This window comes from Maribacter sp. MJ134 (assembly GCF_003970695.1).
In the GTDB taxonomy this organism is placed as follows: Bacteria; Bacteroidota; Bacteroidia; order Flavobacteriales; family Flavobacteriaceae; genus Maribacter.
In genome coordinates, this window is record NZ_CP034570.1 from 3857554 (window position 1) to 3876871 (window position 19318).

Below are 19318 nucleotides of genomic sequence, written 5' to 3' on the forward strand. Positions count from 1 at the left end.
TATGAAACTAATCAAACGATTTGTACTTTCTATTATGACCATGAGTCTTCTTTTGGCATGCCAATCGGAAACTAAAGGGCAGACTCCCGAGGCCGTAAAAAAGTCATTTAAAAGTAAATATCCCAACGAGTCCGACCCGGATTGGAGAAAAGACAAGAATGGAAATTTTGAATCTCATTTTAAGAAAGATGGGGAACATTACCGAGCAGATTTTGCACCGAACGGTGAGTGGATAGAAACAGAATCGAACATTAAGAAAAAAGAATTGCCAAAGGCCATTCTAAAGGTCTTAGAAGCGGATTTTGAAGATATAAAAATCGTTGAAATTGAAAAGGTAGACCACGCGACCAAAGGAACCTTCTATGACGTCGAGATTAAGATTGACGGTAAGAAGAAGGATTTAGAATTTTCAAGCGATGGCAAAAGAATCAATTAATTTAATAAACGAAAACATTATGAGAACTAGTAAATTATTCCTATTCATGGCGTTAAGCACTTTCATGTTCATGGGTGCATGTAGGGAACAAAAAGAAGTAAAAGAAGATAAAGGTACTCTTGAAAGGGCAGCGGAGGAGGCAGAGGACGGTGTGGAACGCGCTGCAGAAGAGGTAGAAGGCGCTTACGATGACGTAAAGGAAGAACTTGATGGAGAAACCGACGATAATTAATTAAGCTTTTCCAAGATTAAATAACACATATCAAATGAAAAAACTTATTCAAATTATAGGAGCAGGGTACGGAGCCAAGAAAATTGGTGGAGGTAAATGCGGTTGTATCGGAACTGTTTTTGTATTCCTGATACTATATTGGATTTTTGGTTACGTGCTCAACTACTTTTAAATTTGAGCGGTTGCTGCCAACTTTATTTTCCATTTTCGAGCAGTTTTTATGGTACTAGTATATTGGTGATTTGAAGAACGTTTTAGAAAAGACTTTCCAGATTGCACGTTATCAGGATATTGATGACCAGTATTTTACTATCAATGTTGGGCATACCACAAGCTGAATAATAGAAGAAGGGTCTAAACTTATACAAAATAACTTAAGCCCTTATGCTACTGATAATTTTTAGGGTAGCAGTTACTTTTCTTTTAAGCTCCTTAAAGTCTTCATTGGCTAGAATTTCTTTACTTATGAGTTTGGAACCTATGCCAACACAGGTAACCCCAGCACCAAACCAAGCTTTTAGGTTTTCCTCATCCGTACTTACACCTCCCGTAGGCATGACGCTTGTCCAAGGTTGCGGACCTTTAATGCCTTTTACAAAACCAGGGCCATAGATAGCTCCGGGAAAGAGTTTTACAATTTCGCAACCTAGTTCCTCGGCCCGGTTTATTTCGGTCAGGGAACCACAGCCTGGGGACCATAGGACCTTCCTACGGTTACATACGATTGCGATGTCTTCCCTTAGGGACGGCGTTACGATAAAGTTGGCCCCCATCTGCATAAAGAGCGATGCGGCCGCCGCATCGGTTATCGAGCCAACTCCCATAACCATTCCCGGAAGTTTTTCAATAGCGTACTTATTCAGTTCGGAAAAAACCTCAAAGGCAAAGTCACCTCTTGCGGTAAATTCCATAAGTCGTGCGCCACCATCATAACAGGCTTTCAAAACTTTTTTCCCCAATGCGATGTCTGGGTGATAAAATAAAGGAACCATACCCGATTCCTTCATTATGGTTGCTACTTCTATTCTCGAATATTGAGCCATATTTATCTTGCTACTCTACCGGAGGCATCCCCTCCTTTTAGTTTATTTACTTCTTCGACGGTTACCAAATTGGCATCACCTTTAATCGTATGTTTTAAACAGGATGCCGCTACGGCGAAATCCAAAGCGTTTTGGTCATCCTCGGGATAATGAAGCAGTCCGTATATCAATCCCCCCATAAAAGAATCGCCTCCCCCAACTCTATCAACGATATCCGTAATTTGATATTGACGCGTTTCATACATTTTCTCCCCATCATAAAGCACACCTGCCCAGGTATTATGAGATGCCGATATGGAGCCTCTTAAGGTCGTGATTACCTTCTTGGCCTTTGGAAACTTTTTCATCATCTGTTTACATACGGATAAAAAGGCTTCAGCTTTTACTTCGCTGCCGTGCTTATGCACATCAAGGCCTTTTGGGTGTATTCCAAAGTGTTTTTCAGCATCTTCCTCGTTCCCTAAAATAATATCGCAATAGGAGGTAAGCTCTGTCATTATGGCCTCTCGGTCTCCACCGTAATTCCATAGTTTAGCCCTGTAGTTTAAATCTGTAGAGATAGTTATGCCCATATCACTGGCCGCTTTTACCGCTTCCAAACACGCATCTGCCGCACCTTGGGAAATAGCCGGAGTGATACCCGTCCAATGAAACCATCCTGCATCTTTGAAAACATTCTTCCAATCGATCATTCCAGGTTCTATTTCGCATATGGCAGAATGTGCGCGGTCATAAACTACTTTACTGCCCCTACTAACGGCTCCTGTTTCTAAAAAATAGATACCAAGACGGTCTCCTCCAAAAATGATGTTCTGTGTATTAACGCCTCTCTTCCGCATTTCCATTAATGCACATTCTCCGATGTCATTCTTTGGTAGTCTTGTGACAAAATCAACAGGGACCCCATAATTTGCCAGAGATACCGCAACATTAGATTCACCGCCTCCATAAACTACATCAAAACTATTAGTTTGAGAAAATCTTAAAAATCCCGGAGGAGCTAAACGTAGCATTATTTCTCCGAAGGTTACTACTTTTTTCATTTGAATCATATTAGTTTAAAACTGCCTTTCACCACATAAGTCCGGTTAGTTCTATAGACACCTACATGGCAAAAAAGCAGTACTAAAATCATTAGTTATTAAATACCAAGTGCTTGTCCACCACCGATTTGAATAGTTTCCGCAGTTATGAAGGAAGCATCTTTACTGGCTAGGAAAGAGATGACTCCGGCCACATCTTCCGGTTGCCCTAATCTTCCTAAAAGAATATTATTTGCCCAAGAAGCAAAGACTTCTGGTTTTGTAGCTTTAATCTGAGCATGGAAAGGAGTGTCTATCGTGCCGGGAGACACTGCGTTAACGCGAATACCGTATTCAGCCAAATCTTTGGCCAATGCCCTGGTTATGGCATGAACTCCCGCCTTTGATGTACCATAGATACCTGCACCGGGACCACCGGCCGTCCAACCTGCGTTAGAAGTGTAGTTGATTATCGATGGGTGTTCCCCTTTCTTAAGGAAAGGTATAGCGGCTCTTGAAGCGAAGAATACAGAATCCAAGTTCAGTGCCATTACTTTTCTGTAAAACTCCGTTGTCATTTCCTCGAATCTTGACCTGCCGCCGAGACCGCCTGCGTTATTCACAAGTACATCTATTCTGCCATATTTTTCCCCTATGGCTTTAATGTTTGTACTTACTGCGTCATCATCCGTTACATCGAAACCCAAGTACTCGGCAGTAATTCCGTCTGTGGTCAGTTCCTTTAATCTTTCAGCTCCTGCTGCATCGTCAATACCGTTTAAAACGACGGTATACCCATCTTTTCCCAATCTCTTGGCAACTTCAAAACCTATTCCTCCTGTAGCCCCTGTAACGACAGCAACTTTTCCTTTATTACTCATATGCTATTAATTTTAATCTATTTTAATTTCTTATTCTATCTATTGTGGTGTCTACTAATTTTATTTTTCTAATTAAGATGAAAATAGCTAGAACTGCTAAAACCACTGATACGGTAATAGCTACAAAGGCCGGCGTATAAGAACCTCCTTTGGTAATAGTTCCAATAAACCAGTTCATAATAATTGGAGATACGGCGGCAACCGTCCCTGCTAAGCCAGCCAAGGTGCCTACAGAGGGTCCTTTGAATAAATCGCTGGATAAGGTCTGAATATTACCGATGGCAAATTGGAACCCGAAGAGTGCCAAACCTGCAAGATATATGAAGGTCATGTAGTTAGAATCGGAGACGAACGTTATAATGGAAACAAAGCCTATAATGATTAAAAGACACCCTATTACTATACTTGCTTTTCTACCAACATCAACGGATGTACGTTTTATAATGGCCTCAGTGAACATTCCTCCTAAGATTCCTCCTGCGGCCGCCATTAGGTAGGAAATCCACATAGTCTTTCCAATTTCTTCTATGCTTAATCCAAATTTTGAATTGAGATAAATAGGCATCCAACCGGCAAAAAACCACCATATTGGTTCAATGAAAAACCTACACAATAATATTCCCCATGGTTGTTTATAACTTAGTATTTTGGTCACGCTTAGACTTTTGGCACCTTCGACGACAACATCATTATTTTCTATCCTGTCGTTTAGTATCAAATTTCTTTCTTCCTCGGTAATCCATGGATGGTCTTCTGGTTTTGATTTGTTTAGGATAAACCAAGGAATTACCCAAAGCAGACCTATGACCCCCAATATTACATAGGTGGACTTCCATCCAAATTGCGCATACAAATAAACTATGATAACCGGAGCTATGACATTTCCAATGGAAGCTCCAGAGTTAAAAATACCTTGTGCGAGTGCTCGTTGTTTTACAGGAAACCATTCTCCGTTACTTTTTACGGCTCCAGGCCATAAACCTGCCTCTCCAAGCCCTAGCATTCCGCGTACTGCAGATAAGGAAACTATTCCCTGAGCCACCGCATGAAATGTCGCAGCTAATGACCAGACCACTATAGAAAGGATAAAACCGATTCTAGTGCCTATTTTGTCATACAATCTTCCGGATAAAAATTTACTAAGGGCATATGTTACCATGAAGATATTGAGCATTAAGGCGTAATCGGAATTATCCATGCCCAAATCTTCACCCATTTGCGGCCACAAAAGTGCAAAAGCCGTTCTATCAATGTAATTAATAACGGTCGCCACAAAAATCAATGTGATAATCCACCATCTTAAACCTTTAACTTTCATGGGCTTTTCATTTGTTTAATAATGCACATTGATAAATTTCTACGACACGAGTACCCGAGCAACTTGCCTTAATAAGTACTTATGATTTAGCTAAGAATTTCTGAAAGTAATTTAACGGAGTGCTAATTACCGATGCATTCTTATTTAGTTAATTTCTACGTATTAGTACTCTTCATCTTTTCAACAGAAAGGATTAAATTGCGTGATTTTTATTTCAATTTTAGTTCACTATATATTGTAACAATACTGATATAAGGTTTTAAAATGAATCTTCATTTTTTCTTTCGCCAACTGTGGATTTTGTTCCTTAATGGCATCGAAGATTTCTTGGTGCTCTTCAATTCCTCGAAACGCCAATCCTTTGTCACACACATGATACTTTTCAAAATTGGTAATGATTTCTGGCGTGATAATTAACATGAACGTATTCATGGTGCTGTTTCCGCTTGCCTTTGCAATCGCTAAATGGAAGAGAAGATCTTCTTGCACCGCATCCTCTCCGTTAGTTACCTTTTCCGCATATGCTTCCAAGGCCATTTGCATTTGATTTAAATCTGCTCTGGTTCGCCTTTGCGCCGCTAGCCTTACCGTTTTGAGTTCCAATAATATTCTCGTTTCTACCAAGGATTTAAAGTCAGGTTCTTCCAATCTCAAAATATCCTCGATCATTCCGTTCATGGCAACTTGACCAATATCTGCCACGAAGGTTCCACTTTGAGGTTTAGAATACACCAAGCCATAAAACTCTAATTTCTGTATTGCTTCTCGAATATTTGTTCTACTTACTCCAAATTTTTCAGAAAGCATTCTTTCCGAGGGAAGCTTATCCCCAGGTTCTAAATTTTTAAAATTCATTAAATCTCTAATCTGAGAAATAATTTTATGTTGAATTTCTTGATGTTCCCCTCTTGTTAGTATTTCTATCTTCATAAGTTCTTATAGGACATTTTAAAATTGGTTAACCAGATTGGTTTGTTAAAATTAGCCAATTTAATCGGTCTTAAGAAAAATACCCATACTCTAATCGTCTTTAATAGAGGGTAAAATTGTTTTTGAATATGAGCATTTCTACCGACCCTGATAACGAGCCGGTAAAATGCTTAAAAACTAACTCAAGTAGTTTTGAAGAACTAATTTTTTAATATCCTGGGTTCTGTGGTTCAAGGTTCGGATTTCTTGCCAGTTCGTCCGCTAGAATGGGGAACAGGTAGTCCCTTCCCGGGTCAAAGTTTTCCTTTAATCCTTCCAGTCCCGAGGCCCCGAATACTTCTGCACCCAATTGCCTTCTGGCAATATCGTACCATCTCTTGTATTCAAAAGCAAGTTCCCATTTGCGTTCTTCTAGGACCATGTCCCTAAAGTCTCCCTGCGACATACCTCCCGTTACATCTTCTGGAAAAGCGGAACCGTTACCCGCTCTTGCCCTTGCGCGCACCCTGTTCACATAACCTGCTGCCTCACCGGAACCTGGACTGGTCTCGTTCAATGCCTCTGCGGCTATCAAGAGTACCTCGGCATAACGCATCATCATGTAGTTCTGCTGGGACCCCCTACCGTTACCGGTGGAAGTAACCCCCGTACCACGCGTATACTTGGCAATATGTGGTCTGTTCACAGCTCTGCCCGCCCCACTTTCCTTAAAAACGGTAAAGGGTTGTACCACACCATCAAAAAGCCCGATGGTATCCAGACTTACGGCCTTCCTATAGTCGCGTCCATCCCATGTTTCATATACTCCTAGTGCTGGAACTCCTACGGACCAACCTCCTCCCAGGCCATACTGTTCGTCGTCACGTATGCCCGTAAGGGCGGCCTGATAGTCCCTACCGTCGTCCCCGTTACTGGCCCCTATGAAATCCAATACGAAGATCGGTTCACTGGAACCGTCGATCTTAGTGGCGTCGAAGAGATCTTGAAAATCGGCTTCCAGACCTAGCCCATAGGCACCTTCGTTGTCTATGACCCCTTTGGCCTCCGTATACGCGTTAGCATATTCTCCCATGGTCAAGTATACAAGTGCCAAATAGGAATGTGCCGCGGATTTTGCGGGTATGGACCTTGCCGCCTGCGTATCGGGCAGCCACTGCTTGGCGAATTGAAGGTCTGCGATTATATTGGCATACACCTCGGCAGCGGGAGTTTTACTGATACTACTTGCAGCTGCAAGATCAGTTACTGTTTCTGATATGTACGGGATGTCCCCGAATTGCCTTACCAAATGAAAGTAGGCGAAGGCTCTTGCAAAATAGGCCTGTGCCGTAACCGGGTTCTTTATGGACTCGTCCACGTCCACGTCCTCTGCACCGGCGATAGCTTGGTTGGCGGCGGCTATGATCTGGTAGACCCTAAGCCAGTACCCGTCGATCATACCGTTATCCGCTTGTACGGTGAATATGTCGTGGTCGATTCTTCGTTGTGATGTGGTCGGGTCGCCAAAAGCTACCATATCACTTCGTAACATAAGGGTCAAGGACATTTTCCTTCCCCAGAAATCTTCGTGGGTCATGTGGCCAAAAGCAGCGTTTGCCGCAGTTTGGATATCATTGGTAGATCGGAAGAAACCGTCCGGGGCCAATAGCCCTATCGGTTCTTCCTCTAGATCGGAGCATCCCATTATCGACAATGCAATGAACGCGAATAAAAATTTACAAGTTTTCATATTGATTTTTTTTGTTTTTAAAATTTTAAATTGACACTGAAGTTAACGGATCTTACCGTTGGATAGTTACCAAAATCGAAACCGTTGGTAGTATTACTGGCCGAGCTGTCCTGGCCTACCACACCATAACTTACCTCGGGATCTAATCCGGAGTAATCGGTAAAGGTCAACAGGTTCTGACCACTGATGGAGAACCTAACGTTGTCCATACCTATTCTATCGGTTACCTCCTGAGGCAGATTATACCCTAAAGCTATGTTTTTTAGTCGAAGATAACTACCGTCCTCCACGAAACGGGAAGTTATCTGCTTACCTCTCAACCTAGCTCGTGGTATATCGGTATCCGTATTGGTCGGTGTCCAAGAATCAAGGATAGCCGTCGTAGCGTTTGAATCTCCGTTGAACAACTGCACATTGGTGAGGTTCATCACGTCCCCTCCGAAAGACCCCTGGAAAAAGATGTTCAGGTCAAAGTTTTTGTAAGAGAAGTTGTTCGTGATACCCATGGTCCAATCCGGGTTGGGATCACCGATTATGGTCTGGTCGTCCGTAGTAATATCACCACTACCGTCAAGATCGGCGAACAATTGATCCCCTACATCACTACCGGCAAGTAGGGCCGTACCTTCTGGCAATGCACCTCCTTGATATACGCCTTTGTAATCAAAGCCCCAGAAAACACCTACCGCTTCACCTTCCCTTAGGACATGCGTACGGGGTACGTTGAAATATCCGGGGGAGGCATCTTGGAAAATATCCTCTCCGTTCAATAGTGTAACGAATTCGTTCCTGTTCCTGGACCAGTTGAAATCGGTCGTCCAACTGAAATTATCGTTCACTATGTTCCTTGTGTTCAAGGTAATCTCGAACCCCTTGTTGTTCACCTCACCTACATTTCTTAGACTGGCCGCGGTAAGAAAACCTAAAAATTGTGGTTGGCTCGTATCCTCGATGATAAGATCCTTCGTATCTATATTATAGTAGTCCAGGGAAAGGGAGACCCTGTTGTTGAAAAGTCCCAGGTCAAGACCCAGATTCGTCTGGAAGGACGATTCCCATTTCAGATCGGGATTGGCAACTTGATTCGGCGTTACGTTGATCACCGTGGTACCGTTGATCGGTGTGAATACGGAACCGAAACTCGCCAAGGACTGGTATGCCGCTATCGCCTGGTTACCGGTAACACCGTAACTGGCCCTTAATTTCAGGTTGGATATGGTTTTGTGATCCTTCAGGAAATTCTCGTTGGAGACTTTCCAGCCCAATGCACCGGACGGAAAAATGGCATATTTTTCATTTTCGGCGAAGTTGGAGGCTCCATCCCTTCTTACGGTCGCGGTAATCAGGTACTTATCGTCATAATCATAGTTCAATCTAGCGAACTGGGACTGAATCTCCGTTTCCGAGAAAGACGAAGTAGGGATCAGCTGAACTGCGCCCGACTGTAGGTTGAAATAGGAAAAAGAATCGGATGTAAAACCGGAAGCACCTGCGGAAAACCGTTCCGTTGTCGTCTTTTGGTAGGAGTAACCCGCTAAAAGGTTCAAATTGCCCTTACCTATTTCCTTGTTATAGGTCAAATAGTTCTCGCTCAACAGACTTGTTCTCTTAAAGTTCTGTACCGTGGCCCTGCCCCCGGTACCAGCTCCGGCGGTCACCACCAAAGTGGATGGTCTAAAGACCCCTTCCGTACCGTTGGCGGTACTGAGACCGAACGTTGTTTTAAAGGCCAGGTTCTTGACAATATCGTAATTGGCATAAAGGTTGGCCCTGTAATTATCCGTCTTCGTCTCGTTGACCCCTTCCGTTGCAACTGCAAAGGGGTTGTCCACGTTGTCGCCTACCGAATTAATGGTATTTACGCCGTTAGCGTCTTGAACGGGCTGATCGGGAGCAAACCTGAAGAGTAGTGAAATAACATCGTCCCCACCTCCGTTGGCGGTCTCACCGGTGGATTGTGTAGGAACACCGTCCTTGGAACCCCTACTTCCAAAAAGGTTGAATCCCAGTTTAAGCTTATCCGTTACCTGCGCATCGATATTGGACAGAAAGGATACACGCTCGAATTCCGAGTTCACGATGACCCCCTCTTGTTTAAAGTAAGTGGCGGAGGCATAGAAGTTCACTTTATCCGTCCCTCCCGAAAAGGAGAATTGATGGTTCTGTGTACTTCCCGACCTGTACAGTAGATCTTGCCAGTCCGTATTGGCGCTACCCTGCACATAACCGGGATTGATGGCCTGTTGATAGGTAGCGAACTGGTCCGCGTTCAACAGATCCAGTTCGTTCGCCGTATTCTGAACGGAATAGTTGGTATTGAACTCAACGGACAGTTTGCCCTTCCTACCTTTTTTGGTGGTCACCAGGACCACTCCGTTGGAACCCCTTGAACCATAGATCGCGGTTGCGGAAGCATCTTTCAGGATCTCTATGGATTCGATATCGTTGGGTTGGGGAAAGACCGCCCCCACAAAACCGTCGACCACTATCAGTGGCGCACTACTGGCATTGATAGAGGTGTTGCCCCTGATCTGAATATTGATAGGGGCACCGGGCTCCCCACCGTTGTTGGACTGTACCACCACACCGGCGGCACGTCCCTGTATCGCCTGCGCCGCATCGAGCACCGGGAAGGCGTTCAGTTCCTCCGATTTTACCGAGGATACCGAACCGGTAATGTCGCTCTTCTTTCTGGAGCCGTAACCGACCACCACCACTTCGTCCAGTTGAGCGGAGTCTTCCGCGAGGACAACGTCTATTCTCGTCTGTCCCGTAACGGTTCTGGAAACAGTGGTAAAACCAAGTGAGGAAAATTCCAGTACGTCCCCTTCGCTTACCGTGATCGAATAGTTACCGTCGAAATCGGTAGAGGTTCCTGTCGCACTGGACGTAACGACGACATTGGCCCCCGGAACGGGAACGTTGGCCTCGTCCGTAACCGTGCCGGTTACGTTGTACGTATCCTGTGCAAACAACTGTATGTTTATCAGCAACGTAACAATCATTAAAAAGTTTAATTTAAGTTTCATTTGTGTTTGATTAAGTTAGTACTAAGCAATTGAGCTTTATCTTTTTTAATTCTAGCTCTAACCACCTTTTTAGGTTAGGTATTGAAAATTCCGATTTGTTAATAGCGATGTCTAGAATTATTTTATTAGCATATTTCAACTATTAATTACTTGAGTATCGGAGTAATGACGCTTCATAAAGGGTGTCCAGTACTCCTTACTTTTTATTTGTATTTACCTTAAGTTTTCATGATGGGCCTTAATTTAAAGTTCATACAGCTAGGTTCTATATAATTGGTAAACCATACTGGTTTACCAATTTGGTTTACCAAAAATATGTTATTGATTTGTTAAAAAAAATTTAAAATAGATTTTATGATAAAATCTTTTTTTTTAATCGTAGAATTTCGATGAACGAAATAGCAAATCGGTAATAATACCAGTGTTTTTTACAATTTAGATTTGTAAGATGCGAATGAAAAAGAACCACAATACATAAAGTTATAAAAGTGGTTTTTTAAATGTTGTTGAATAAACGCTCACGCTCCATAAGGATTCTATGCTATTGTTATTGACTAATAAAGTTAACCATCCAAGGTTTTAACGTTTCATGACGACCCAACTCGAATCCACTTGTCTCATTATACATCAAGATAAAGGAGTTTCCTTTAGCCTTAATTCGTAACATGCCTAGATAATTGTTTTCAGTATAGATGCTTTTAAAATCACTCTACTGCCTAAGTCGTTCAGTACTGTTTTAGTCAGTACTGTGGCTCTCTACTTTTCGGTGTATATTTTTTCCGTACATTCAACTTTTTGCTTTAATAGTATTTTGCCATAAACTTTTATTGTTATGCATTATGTTAGGATTTATCTCCAAAATAGGACGGTCCTTCACCGGTTAAAAAATCTTCTCGAACGGGACTAAACGTGTCAATTAGTTCTCCTTCTTCTAAACAAACGGCACTATGTAATAGATTGGGTTCAATATATACGCCATCACCTGCCTCTACGATTTTCTTTTTTCCATCAATTTCAAATTCAAATTTACCAGACACACAATAGGTGGCTTGCGTATGAAAATGTTGATGCGGGGCGCCTAAGGCTCCTTTTTCAAATTTTACGCGTACCATCATAATTTGGTTATCATAACCTAGAAACTTTCTTGATACGCCTCCGCCAAGAGCTTCCCATTCCAAATCTTTTGCAATAATATATTTCTCACTTGCTCTATTCATTCTTTTATATTTTTATGGTTTTTGATAATAATAAGGGCCTGTCCAAGTATAGCTCTTAGTTTTAATTTTTATTTTATGCGTTGCTGCTTTTAGAGTGTTTTTATTCGCTGTCACAAACAGCTTGGTGTTCCCTTCTCTGGTAGTAATTGAGATACCAGTGTAGTCTGTTGTGTCTAAGACTATTTCTATTTTCTTTATGTTGCTGTTGGAGTTTATTGCAGACTCCGTAACCGGACTATAACTTCCGTGAGCTTCAATAGCAGAGACAAAAGTGGTATGTTTTGTGTTTTTTCTTCGGAGCATAAATCCTGGGTCCCTGCGCAGATTAAATTCAGGATCATTTGCGCCTAGGCGAGTAAAAAACAATTCGTCGGTAGTGGGAGTTACGGTCGTTAATGTGTAAAAATGTCCGTTTCCCAACCATGATAACTTCGTGTTTTGCACAGCGGGTTTTCCTTTTCCTTCCACGTACAGATGCTGATAGCCATTATCTTTCCCAAGAACGGTAAGCGCAGGAGAATCGTAGTCAAAATTGGTATGTATTACCTGGCCCATGAAATAAAAAGGAAAATCGTATTGGTTTATGGTATCTGCGGTTACCTTCATAATGTCAAGTAAAAAAGGCTTTTCAAAATCTTCATCTTTAATAACTGCCATGGTGCGGTGCATTTTCGTCCCCGGATAGGCATTTTCTTCTTTGGCGCTAACGATTTGTATGGCCGGGTCGGTGTCGTCATAGAAATAAAGAACGGAATGGTGTTTACTCCCTATTTCGTATCGCCCCTTAAAATGGGAAGTCTGGTTCTGAACAAGCGTATTGTGCGCAATGGTTTGTTTGGCCCAAGTTTTATTTTCTTTAAGATAGTTTCCTCCTCCTTTCTGTTCAATATTAACAAAACGAGCCAGGCCATAGTCTTGTAGTATTTCATTGCCTTGCTCGTATAAGGAGAAGGATAATTTGTCATAGTGCCCATGGCTAGAGCCTTGTGCAGCGTATTTAAAAACAAGTTCTAGGCCTTTGTTCCTTAATATGCCAACCCCACCTTCTGTGCCCTTTGGCCCGTCCGTTAGGTTAAGGGATTTTTTTTTGAACGGAACTTCTTTTCCGTCACGTACGCCTAGTGCTACCGCTAAGCCCGAATCATCAAGAAGTACCCTTCCTTGCTTTTTGGCAATGCTTAATAATTGTGGGTCTTGCCCACCGTGTTGGTAAGAGATGTTTACGGCGGTAACCAAAGCCCCGTTGAAATAGGACATCCCTTTTTGACCATCGTTAAGCGGAAAAAAATCACCATCTGCGTCCGTCAGGTTTAACAGGGCATGGATAGACTTCAGGAGAACCCCGTTCTTATATTCAAAAATCTGTAGCTCTGGTTTCACGTTATGCAATGCTTCGGCAAAAATTAAAAATGGATACATGGCATAACGCTGGTAATACGGTCCTTCATTATAATACCCGTCCGGAGAAAAAGGTTCTTCTATGTTTGCCAGAAAACCTGCTTTGCCATCTTTGTTCAAATAGCCACCATCATCATCTTTGGCTGTTTTGTCTAGGTGTAGCCCCTTTATGCCGTACAAGGCACGGTCAATTAATTCTTGGTCGTTCATGACCAAACCTATCATGCCCACGGCAGCATTTCCCCAAGTGCTATGGTTGTGTACCCTTTGATAAAATTGCGGACTATCTACCGAAATATGGTCGGCGAAAGGGCGGAATAAATTGTTCTCTAATTTTTTGCGTTCCGCTTTGGTTAAGTAATCGTAGATGCAGTCATAGGCTTGGCTTACGTAAACCAGCCAATTAGAATCGTTTAAGCATTGCCAAAACAACTTACCTCTAGCATATGATCTTGTTTTAGGATGAAGGGGTAGGGTTTTGTACATCTCCTCATACTGCATCAACATATCTTTTACATACTTTGCATACTTTTCGTCTTCCAATATTTGGTATAGCACCCCAGCTTTTTGAAGTGCAAACCAATTTTTTTTATGACGGGTATGTGTGTATCCTCCGGAATAGTCTTTTGGAATTGGCGTAAAAATTCCGAGAGCAATTTCCGCATCGATCTCTTCTTTTATAGCAGCTAACGAGGCATCGAACAAAGGTACGTTTCCCAATTCTGCCTTGATCTTTTCAACTCCGGCTTTTGTAAGGATTAATTTGGGATGTCCTTGAGTGTTTCCCTGATAATGTACGAGGGTTATGAAAATAAAAACAAGTAGCGGGTAGATAACTTTATGATGTAGGCCATTGCTATGTTGCCGATTTTGTAATAGGGATACATAAGGTATTGCTAAACAAGGATTAAAAATTGATTTCGTTGTAGTAATCATCAGCTTTAGGTTAATCCGTTTTATCGGTAGGTGTTGGTTTATGTGTTTTTAACCATTCTTGACCTTCTTTGGTCAGGAAAAAATCCATCCACATATAATTCATTTTTTTGTTCTCCTCCACAGTTACCCAATGGCTAGAACCAATAGGAATGTGTAATAAGGAATAGGCTTTAAGCTGGGTAGAAGCATCGTTGGCATGTACCGTAATATCATTATCGGTAAGACCCAGGAAAAGTTGGTCTAGCATAGGGTGTTCATGTGCCCCAACGGCATCAGACCCCATGGCCTCTACTGTTCCAAGGGCAATGCGCGGCACAATATCCGCCGGTAATACCGTTCTACTGACCGTGTTGGGACTCTTTATTTTTTCAGTATAAGGTTCGCAATCTATAAATCGGGTAAAGAAAAGGTCATATTTGTTTTCCGTTGGAAAATTCTTAAGGTCATCAAGGTCTTGGGTCGACAATTTTTTGCTGAATTGTAAAAAATGTAATGTTTCGCCCTCGGGAACTTGAAATTGTACCTGTTGCATATTGTTTAAGGGAATGGCAATAGATTCTGGCGTAAGGTTACGGGTTATCGTGTCTGCCTGTATTTTTCCGTGGCCTTTCACCACGAGGAACATCGTGACGTAGCCTTCCTTTAAATTCATGGTTTTAGCTGTAGGCCCCAGGTAGGCAACATGGTCTATCTTGGTGTCAGCTATCTCACCCGCAAGCAATTCCTCTATAAAGCTAGTTTCACCTAAGGGTATTTGCATTTGGAGATTTTGTGTAACAATAGTTGTTTTAGTTGCACATGAAACTTGTAGTAGGGCTACTACAGCATATACGGTAATAAACATAGAGACGTTTTTTGCAGCACAATTTATTCGCATCATAAAAGAATACCAACATTGTTTAAAGTGTACTCTTTTAGCTTCTGAGAAATAGTTTTCATGACCCATTGGGATAAGGTTTCTAGTACATTAATTTTAATTTCAAATTCTCCTCAACCGTTAACTTTCCGGAGTTGATGATTTTATTATCAGATGCATTATTGTTTTTAGCGCCCCAAAGTGTTGCTATAAATGTAACCGGATTATTTTCAAAAGTATTTTTGGTAAGGGTTACATTGATAATACCCCGATGATTTAAAAGCGTTTTGTTTTGTTCTCCACCCCCACACTGCGTAAAGGTGCTATTTTTTACCAAAAGATTTCCACCAATGGTAGACTCATCGTAACCACCTCGGTAATAATCAATGACATTTGCCTTGACCCTGTTGAAATTACAATTGGTTATGGTTAAATATTCGGTATTATAATCGCCCTTGTCATTAGTTTCCTCCGACAGTTCTATACCATTTTCACAATTTGAAATTGTGGTATTTTCAAAAGTAATGCGCTCAGCGAAGGATTCTTTATGGACTTTTAAGGCATAATTAAAATTACTGATATCCGTATTTAAAACGGTTAGTCCAAAATGATTGGACATATTTTCTTTTAAACTTGCGAAAGCATAATTTGTATTATCTCCTTTTAAGCTTAGGTTGTCTATAGTCAGTTTTCCTTTAGATTGCAAAGAGAACAACGGAGTGTTAGCTTTTCCGGAAAAAAATAGCTGCGCTTTGGTATTTTCTTGAGATTTAAGGATTAAAGTTTTATTTATGGGGATACTGGTATTTATACTATAAAGGCCTTCTTTCAACATAATAATATCCCCATGGCCTGCTTCTTTGATTTTAGCCTGTAACGCTTCCGGATTATCAACGGTATGCGTAATTGCCGTTCTGGAAGCCACCGCATTGGAATACCACGTAGTGCCGTATTTGGATTTGTCTAGAATATTAGGATTGTAAACATCCTTACCCATTATGGCGCCGATGCTTGTATCGTCTTTTCTGGAAATGCCTAATAAATCCGTTTCAATAATATCAAAATCAAAACCTGCATAGGCTTTAAAATCATCAGGGATACCTGTGGGTATGTAGATATAATCTGTCAATTTTTTTAAATCTAACGCTGCGGCTATAATACCATTGTTAAAATCCTTAAAGGCAACTCCTTGGTTGTTTGTTATATTGTTTTTGAAGGTAACGCCATCTGCTCTATCGTTTTCAATAACAATGGCATCAAGTCCTTCTTCATTGTACACAATATTGTTGGCGACAGTGGTTCTGATGGCTCTTGCAGAGCGTATTTCAGATTTTGGCAGTACATCGGCCTGTGCAATATTGGTGCCGACACCAAATTGCCAAGGCGAACTACAGTTAATGTAGGTGTTGTAGGCAACAACAACATCGGTAACTTGGTTGTAACGGTTTATAGGTGATTTCGGTATTCCATTCATCACCGCTAACGGACTTCTAAAACTTTTGCCTTTTAAATTATAGAAATAGTTGTTCACTACCCAATGTCCGGTATTTATAATTCGTATTCCGCCGTAATTTTCATTAACGCCATCACCAATAAAATAGTTGCCGTCTATAGTTGCATAATTTCCATGGCGCGTAACCAAAGAACCCTCGCTTTTATAGAAAACATTGTTTTTAAATACATTAAAATTTGTTTTACTAGAAATGATTTCTACCTCTCCATTACATTCCTCAAATAAATTGTTAGCTACCATGGTGTGACTAGGAGACATAGAGGTATAACTATCTCCTAACTGAATGGTCTCCCCACTTGGGCCACCTTTTACAGGTCTTGGTCCAAAATGGTTATTAATGATTTGATGATAGTTGTTTATACTTTCTATCCCTGCTATACTGACCCTTACTGTAGGTCCGCGGTTTGTTTTACCGGCAATGTAGCAGTTGCTTAACTCGTTATGTCTTCCCCAAAACCGAACCCATAGATCACTATCGTCTCTTTTAGGTTTATTGAAATCTTCAATAACACTATTGGTAAACTTGCAATTATTGGATATTTGCTCCGGTTTATCGTCATGACTTATTTTAAAATCAACAACTGCTTGCGATGGGGAGTACCCATTTCTAAAATATAAGCCACTTACTTCCAAATATTCGCCGCCAAAAGATAGGTTAGAAACCCCTTCAATGAAAACCTTGCCTTCTGTTTCTGCAGTAATGGTAATAGGATGGTCTTTAGTTCCTTTTCCAGTAAAAGCAATTTGTACATCCTTCCAAATACCGTTGGCCAGGATAATATTGTCTCCTGCCGTAGCTTGTGCAATAGCATTGTTTAGTTCTTCAGGGTTGGTTACTTTGATTGCGTTTAGATTTACTTGTTCTTTGCAAGAAAGACTCAATAAGAATATAGAGAGAATAATTAAATGTTTTTTCATTGATAAGAGGTATCTACTTAGTTCTAGCTATGGTTTACAGACCATTAAGCTCTGGATTTAAATTGGTTAACCAATTTGGTTAACCAAAAATACATATATTTGTAATAGTAGCAAGTTTTTAACATATTTCCTAATAGTTTGTGGCTCAATAAAGCGGTGTTTATGAAAGATAATCAAGGAAAAATATCGAGAAGAAGGTTTGCTGCACTTACAGTTTGCGGAGCGGGGGGTGTGTTCTTAATGGGGCTTCCGCAACGTCTGTACGCCGCCGTTCCATACAAAGAAAAAGAACTTTCTGTTAGTTTATTTTCCAAACATTTACAGTTCTTAGATTACGACGAGATGTCTGCGGCAGCTGCCGATATGGGATTTAACGGTCTGGATTTAACCGTTAGGCCCAAAGGACACGTATGGCCAGAAAAGGTAGTTGCTAATTTGCCTAAAGCTGTAGCCGCCATGAAAAAGTATGGGTTACGGCCACAGCTCATGACTACCAATGTTTGGGATAGTAGTAGTGCAGTGCATAAAACGGTGCTAGAAACAGCCAGTAATTTAGGTTTTACCCATTACCGTACAGATTGGTTAAAATATGATGAGCATAAAAATTTAAAGGATAGTCAGCGTTTGTTCGGGGAGCAGGCCAGGGCCTTAGAGTTGGTCAACAAGCGTTTTGGTATCGTAGGCTGTTACCAGAACCATGCAGGTAAGAATGTAGGAGCTCCCATATGGGATTTATCCACGATTCTTTCTGCAACAGCTAATGAATTTATGGGGTGCCAGTATGATATAAGGCATGCCGTAGTAGAAGGCGGAACTAGTTGGGAGCTTGGCCTAAGATTAATTAAACCCTACGTTAAATCCATCGTAATTAAAGATTTTAAATGGGCTAAGGTTAATGGTAAATGGATACCTGTACATGTGCCACTAGGAGAGGGAATGGTTGATTTTAATCGTTATTTTTCGTTATTGAAAGCATACGATATACAGGTACCTGTTTCATTGCATGTAGAGCACGATTTGGGCGGTGCAGAACGTGGCGCATCCACAATAAATATTTCAAAAAAGGAAGTCCTTCTACGTATAAAGAAAGACTTGACTTTCTTAAAAGAGGCATGGAAAAAAGCATAGCAAGATATGAGTAAATTATCTAAAACAAATAGAGAAAAGCTTAGGTTTATTAGCACGGCTACCGTAGCTACGTTTTTGTTCAAGAAAGGGTTAAAAAATCAATTCATACAAAACGTTGTTCCGCTAAAAAAAGGAAGACCTACCATGGTTGGAGAGGCTTTTACCCTACGGTACATACCCGCCCGAGAAGATTTAAATACAATAGCAGTCTTTAAAGACCCTGACCATCCGCAACGTGTAGCTGTCGAAACATGTCCTGAAGGTGCCGTTCTTGTTATTGATAGTAGGAAAAATGCGCGTGCGGCCTCCGCGGGTTCTATATTGGCAACACGTTTAATGAAACGTGGCGTTGCCGGTATTGTAACCGATGGGGGTTTTCGTGATTCCGCTGAGATTGCTGATTTGGATTTTTCCGCTTATCACAACAGGCCTTCGGCGCCAACAAATTTAACCTTGCACCAAGCCATAGCTATAAATGAGCCCATAGGATGTGGAGATGTCGCCGTTTTTCCGGGTGATATCATTCTGGGCGATGATGATGGTGTCATGGTTATTCCCGTTCATTTAATTGATGAAGTGGTCCAAGAATGTTCAAAGATGACCTTGTATGAGGAATTTGTGATGGAGCAAGTTCAAAACGGAAAAACCATTGTTGGACTCTATCCGCTTACGGATGATGCTATCGGAAATCAGTTTGAAATATGGAAGAAATCAAGATAATCCACAGTCAAG

At 41.4% G+C, this 19318-nt stretch carries 16 protein-coding genes; 5 read left to right on the forward strand and 11 right to left on the reverse strand.

What is annotated here, in order from left to right:
• Position 1 precedes the first annotated feature (1 nt).
• The 3 genes from EJ994_RS16670 to EJ994_RS17500 are packed head-to-tail and all read left to right on the forward strand — an operon-like array spanning position 2 to position 840.
• Positions 2 to 436 (forward strand): PepSY-like domain-containing protein, encoded by a 435-nt coding sequence (locus tag EJ994_RS16670; protein WP_126593518.1) that lies wholly within the window; start codon positions 2 to 4, stop codon positions 434 to 436.
• Between the two features lie 19 nt (positions 437 to 455).
• Positions 456 to 668 (forward strand): hypothetical protein, encoded by a 213-nt coding sequence (locus EJ994_RS16675; RefSeq protein ID WP_126593519.1) that lies wholly within the window; start codon positions 456 to 458, stop codon positions 666 to 668.
• 34 nt (positions 669 to 702) lie between these two features.
• On the forward strand, positions 703 to 840 hold the full coding sequence (locus EJ994_RS17500) for a hypothetical protein (RefSeq protein WP_164721493.1): 138 nt from the start codon (positions 703 to 705) through the stop codon (positions 838 to 840).
• Between the two features lie 202 nt (positions 841 to 1042).
• On the opposite strand, the gene EJ994_RS16680 is transcribed toward EJ994_RS17500, so the two are convergent.
• The 11 genes from EJ994_RS16680 to EJ994_RS16730 all read right to left on the reverse strand — a co-directional run bounded on the left by EJ994_RS16680 (position 1043) and on the right by EJ994_RS16730 (position 17458).
• Positions 1043 to 1711, reverse strand: a complete 669-nt coding sequence (locus tag EJ994_RS16680) for a bifunctional 4-hydroxy-2-oxoglutarate aldolase/2-dehydro-3-deoxy-phosphogluconate aldolase (protein ID WP_126593520.1) — start codon at positions 1709 to 1711, stop codon at positions 1043 to 1045.
• Positions 1712 to 1713: 2 nt separating this feature from the next.
• Complete coding sequence (locus EJ994_RS16685; RefSeq protein ID WP_126593521.1) at positions 1714 to 2754, reverse strand: sugar kinase; 1041 nt, start codon at positions 2752 to 2754, stop codon at positions 1714 to 1716.
• Between the two features lie 98 nt (positions 2755 to 2852).
• Positions 2853 to 3614, reverse strand: coding sequence for an SDR family NAD(P)-dependent oxidoreductase (locus EJ994_RS16690; protein ID WP_126593522.1), 762 nt, complete (start codon positions 3612 to 3614; stop codon positions 2853 to 2855).
• A 22-nt stretch (positions 3615 to 3636) separates the two neighbouring features.
• On the reverse strand, positions 3637 to 4932 hold the full coding sequence (locus EJ994_RS16695; protein WP_126593523.1) for an MFS transporter: 1296 nt from the start codon (positions 4930 to 4932) through the stop codon (positions 3637 to 3639).
• Between the two features lie 228 nt (positions 4933 to 5160).
• Positions 5161 to 5862 carry a FadR/GntR family transcriptional regulator gene (locus EJ994_RS16700; RefSeq protein WP_099572543.1) on the reverse strand — a complete coding sequence of 234 codons (702 nt, stop codon included), beginning with the start codon at positions 5860 to 5862 and terminating at the stop codon, positions 5161 to 5163.
• Positions 5863 to 6070: 208 nt separating this feature from the next.
• A complete protein-coding gene (locus EJ994_RS16705; protein ID WP_126593524.1) occupies positions 6071 to 7591 on the reverse strand; it encodes a RagB/SusD family nutrient uptake outer membrane protein in 1521 nt (506 codons plus the stop codon).
• 17 nt (positions 7592 to 7608) lie between these two features.
• Entirely contained in the window at positions 7609 to 10620 is a 3012-nt protein-coding gene (locus EJ994_RS16710) for a SusC/RagA family TonB-linked outer membrane protein (protein ID WP_126593525.1), read from the reverse strand.
• A gap of 842 nt (positions 10621 to 11462) precedes the next feature.
• A complete protein-coding gene (locus tag EJ994_RS16715) occupies positions 11463 to 11837 on the reverse strand; it encodes a cupin domain-containing protein (protein ID WP_126593526.1) in 375 nt (124 codons plus the stop codon).
• Between the two features lie 12 nt (positions 11838 to 11849).
• A complete protein-coding gene (locus EJ994_RS16720; RefSeq protein ID WP_126593527.1) occupies positions 11850 to 14171 on the reverse strand; it encodes an alginate lyase family protein in 2322 nt (773 codons plus the stop codon).
• A 10-nt stretch (positions 14172 to 14181) separates the two neighbouring features.
• Positions 14182 to 15015, reverse strand: coding sequence for a hypothetical protein (locus EJ994_RS16725; RefSeq protein WP_126593528.1), 834 nt, complete (start codon positions 15013 to 15015; stop codon positions 14182 to 14184).
• Positions 15016 to 15130: 115 nt separating this feature from the next.
• Complete coding sequence (locus EJ994_RS16730; protein ID WP_126593529.1) at positions 15131 to 17458, reverse strand: chondroitinase-B domain-containing protein; 2328 nt, start codon at positions 17456 to 17458, stop codon at positions 15131 to 15133.
• A 162-nt stretch (positions 17459 to 17620) separates the two neighbouring features.
• Between EJ994_RS16730 and EJ994_RS16735 the strand changes: the two genes are divergently transcribed.
• Positions 17621 to 18586 (forward strand): sugar phosphate isomerase/epimerase family protein, encoded by a 966-nt coding sequence (locus EJ994_RS16735; protein WP_126593530.1) that lies wholly within the window; start codon positions 17621 to 17623, stop codon positions 18584 to 18586.
• A gap of 6 nt (positions 18587 to 18592) precedes the next feature.
• Positions 18593 to 19306 (forward strand): ribonuclease activity regulator RraA, encoded by a 714-nt coding sequence (locus EJ994_RS16740; RefSeq protein ID WP_126593531.1) that lies wholly within the window; start codon positions 18593 to 18595, stop codon positions 19304 to 19306.
• Positions 19307 to 19318: the final 12 nt, after the last annotated feature.

Bases quoted from the DNA above. Each gene is read 5' to 3' on its own strand.
- EJ994_RS16715 (WP_126593526.1), bottom strand. From the start codon at position 11,837: ATGAATAGAGCAAGTGAGAAATATATTATTGCAAAAGATTTGGAATGG.
- EJ994_RS16685 (WP_126593521.1), bottom strand. From the start codon at position 2,754: ATGAAAAAAGTAGTAACCTTCGGAGAAATAATGCTACGTTTAGCTCCT.
- EJ994_RS16710 (WP_126593525.1), bottom strand. From the start codon at position 10,620: ATGAAACTTAAATTAAACTTTTTAATGATTGTTACGTTGCTGATAAAC.
- EJ994_RS16675 (WP_126593519.1), top strand. From the start codon at position 456: ATGAGAACTAGTAAATTATTCCTATTCATGGCGTTAAGCACTTTCATG.
- EJ994_RS16670 (WP_126593518.1), top strand. From the start codon at position 2: ATGAAACTAATCAAACGATTTGTACTTTCTATTATGACCATGAGTCTT.
- EJ994_RS16690 (WP_126593522.1), bottom strand. From the start codon at position 3,614: ATGAGTAATAAAGGAAAAGTTGCTGTCGTTACAGGGGCTACAGGAGGA.
- EJ994_RS16700 (WP_099572543.1), bottom strand. From the start codon at position 5,862: ATGAAGATAGAAATACTAACAAGAGGGGAACATCAAGAAATTCAACAT.
- EJ994_RS16695 (WP_126593523.1), bottom strand. From the start codon at position 4,932: ATGAAAGTTAAAGGTTTAAGATGGTGGATTATCACATTGATTTTTGTG.
- EJ994_RS16725 (WP_126593528.1), bottom strand. From the start codon at position 15,015: ATGTTTATTACCGTATATGCTGTAGTAGCCCTACTACAAGTTTCATGT.
- EJ994_RS17500 (WP_164721493.1), top strand. From the start codon at position 703: ATGAAAAAACTTATTCAAATTATAGGAGCAGGGTACGGAGCCAAGAAA.
- EJ994_RS16735 (WP_126593530.1), top strand. From the start codon at position 17,621: ATGAAAGATAATCAAGGAAAAATATCGAGAAGAAGGTTTGCTGCACTT.
- EJ994_RS16705 (WP_126593524.1), bottom strand. From the start codon at position 7,591: ATGAAAACTTGTAAATTTTTATTCGCGTTCATTGCATTGTCGATAATG.
- EJ994_RS16740 (WP_126593531.1), top strand. From the start codon at position 18,593: ATGAGTAAATTATCTAAAACAAATAGAGAAAAGCTTAGGTTTATTAGC.
- EJ994_RS16720 (WP_126593527.1), bottom strand. From the start codon at position 14,171: ATGATTACTACAACGAAATCAATTTTTAATCCTTGTTTAGCAATACCT.
- EJ994_RS16680 (WP_126593520.1), bottom strand. From the start codon at position 1,711: ATGGCTCAATATTCGAGAATAGAAGTAGCAACCATAATGAAGGAATCG.
- EJ994_RS16730 (WP_126593529.1), bottom strand. From the start codon at position 17,458: ATGAAAAAACATTTAATTATTCTCTCTATATTCTTATTGAGTCTTTCT.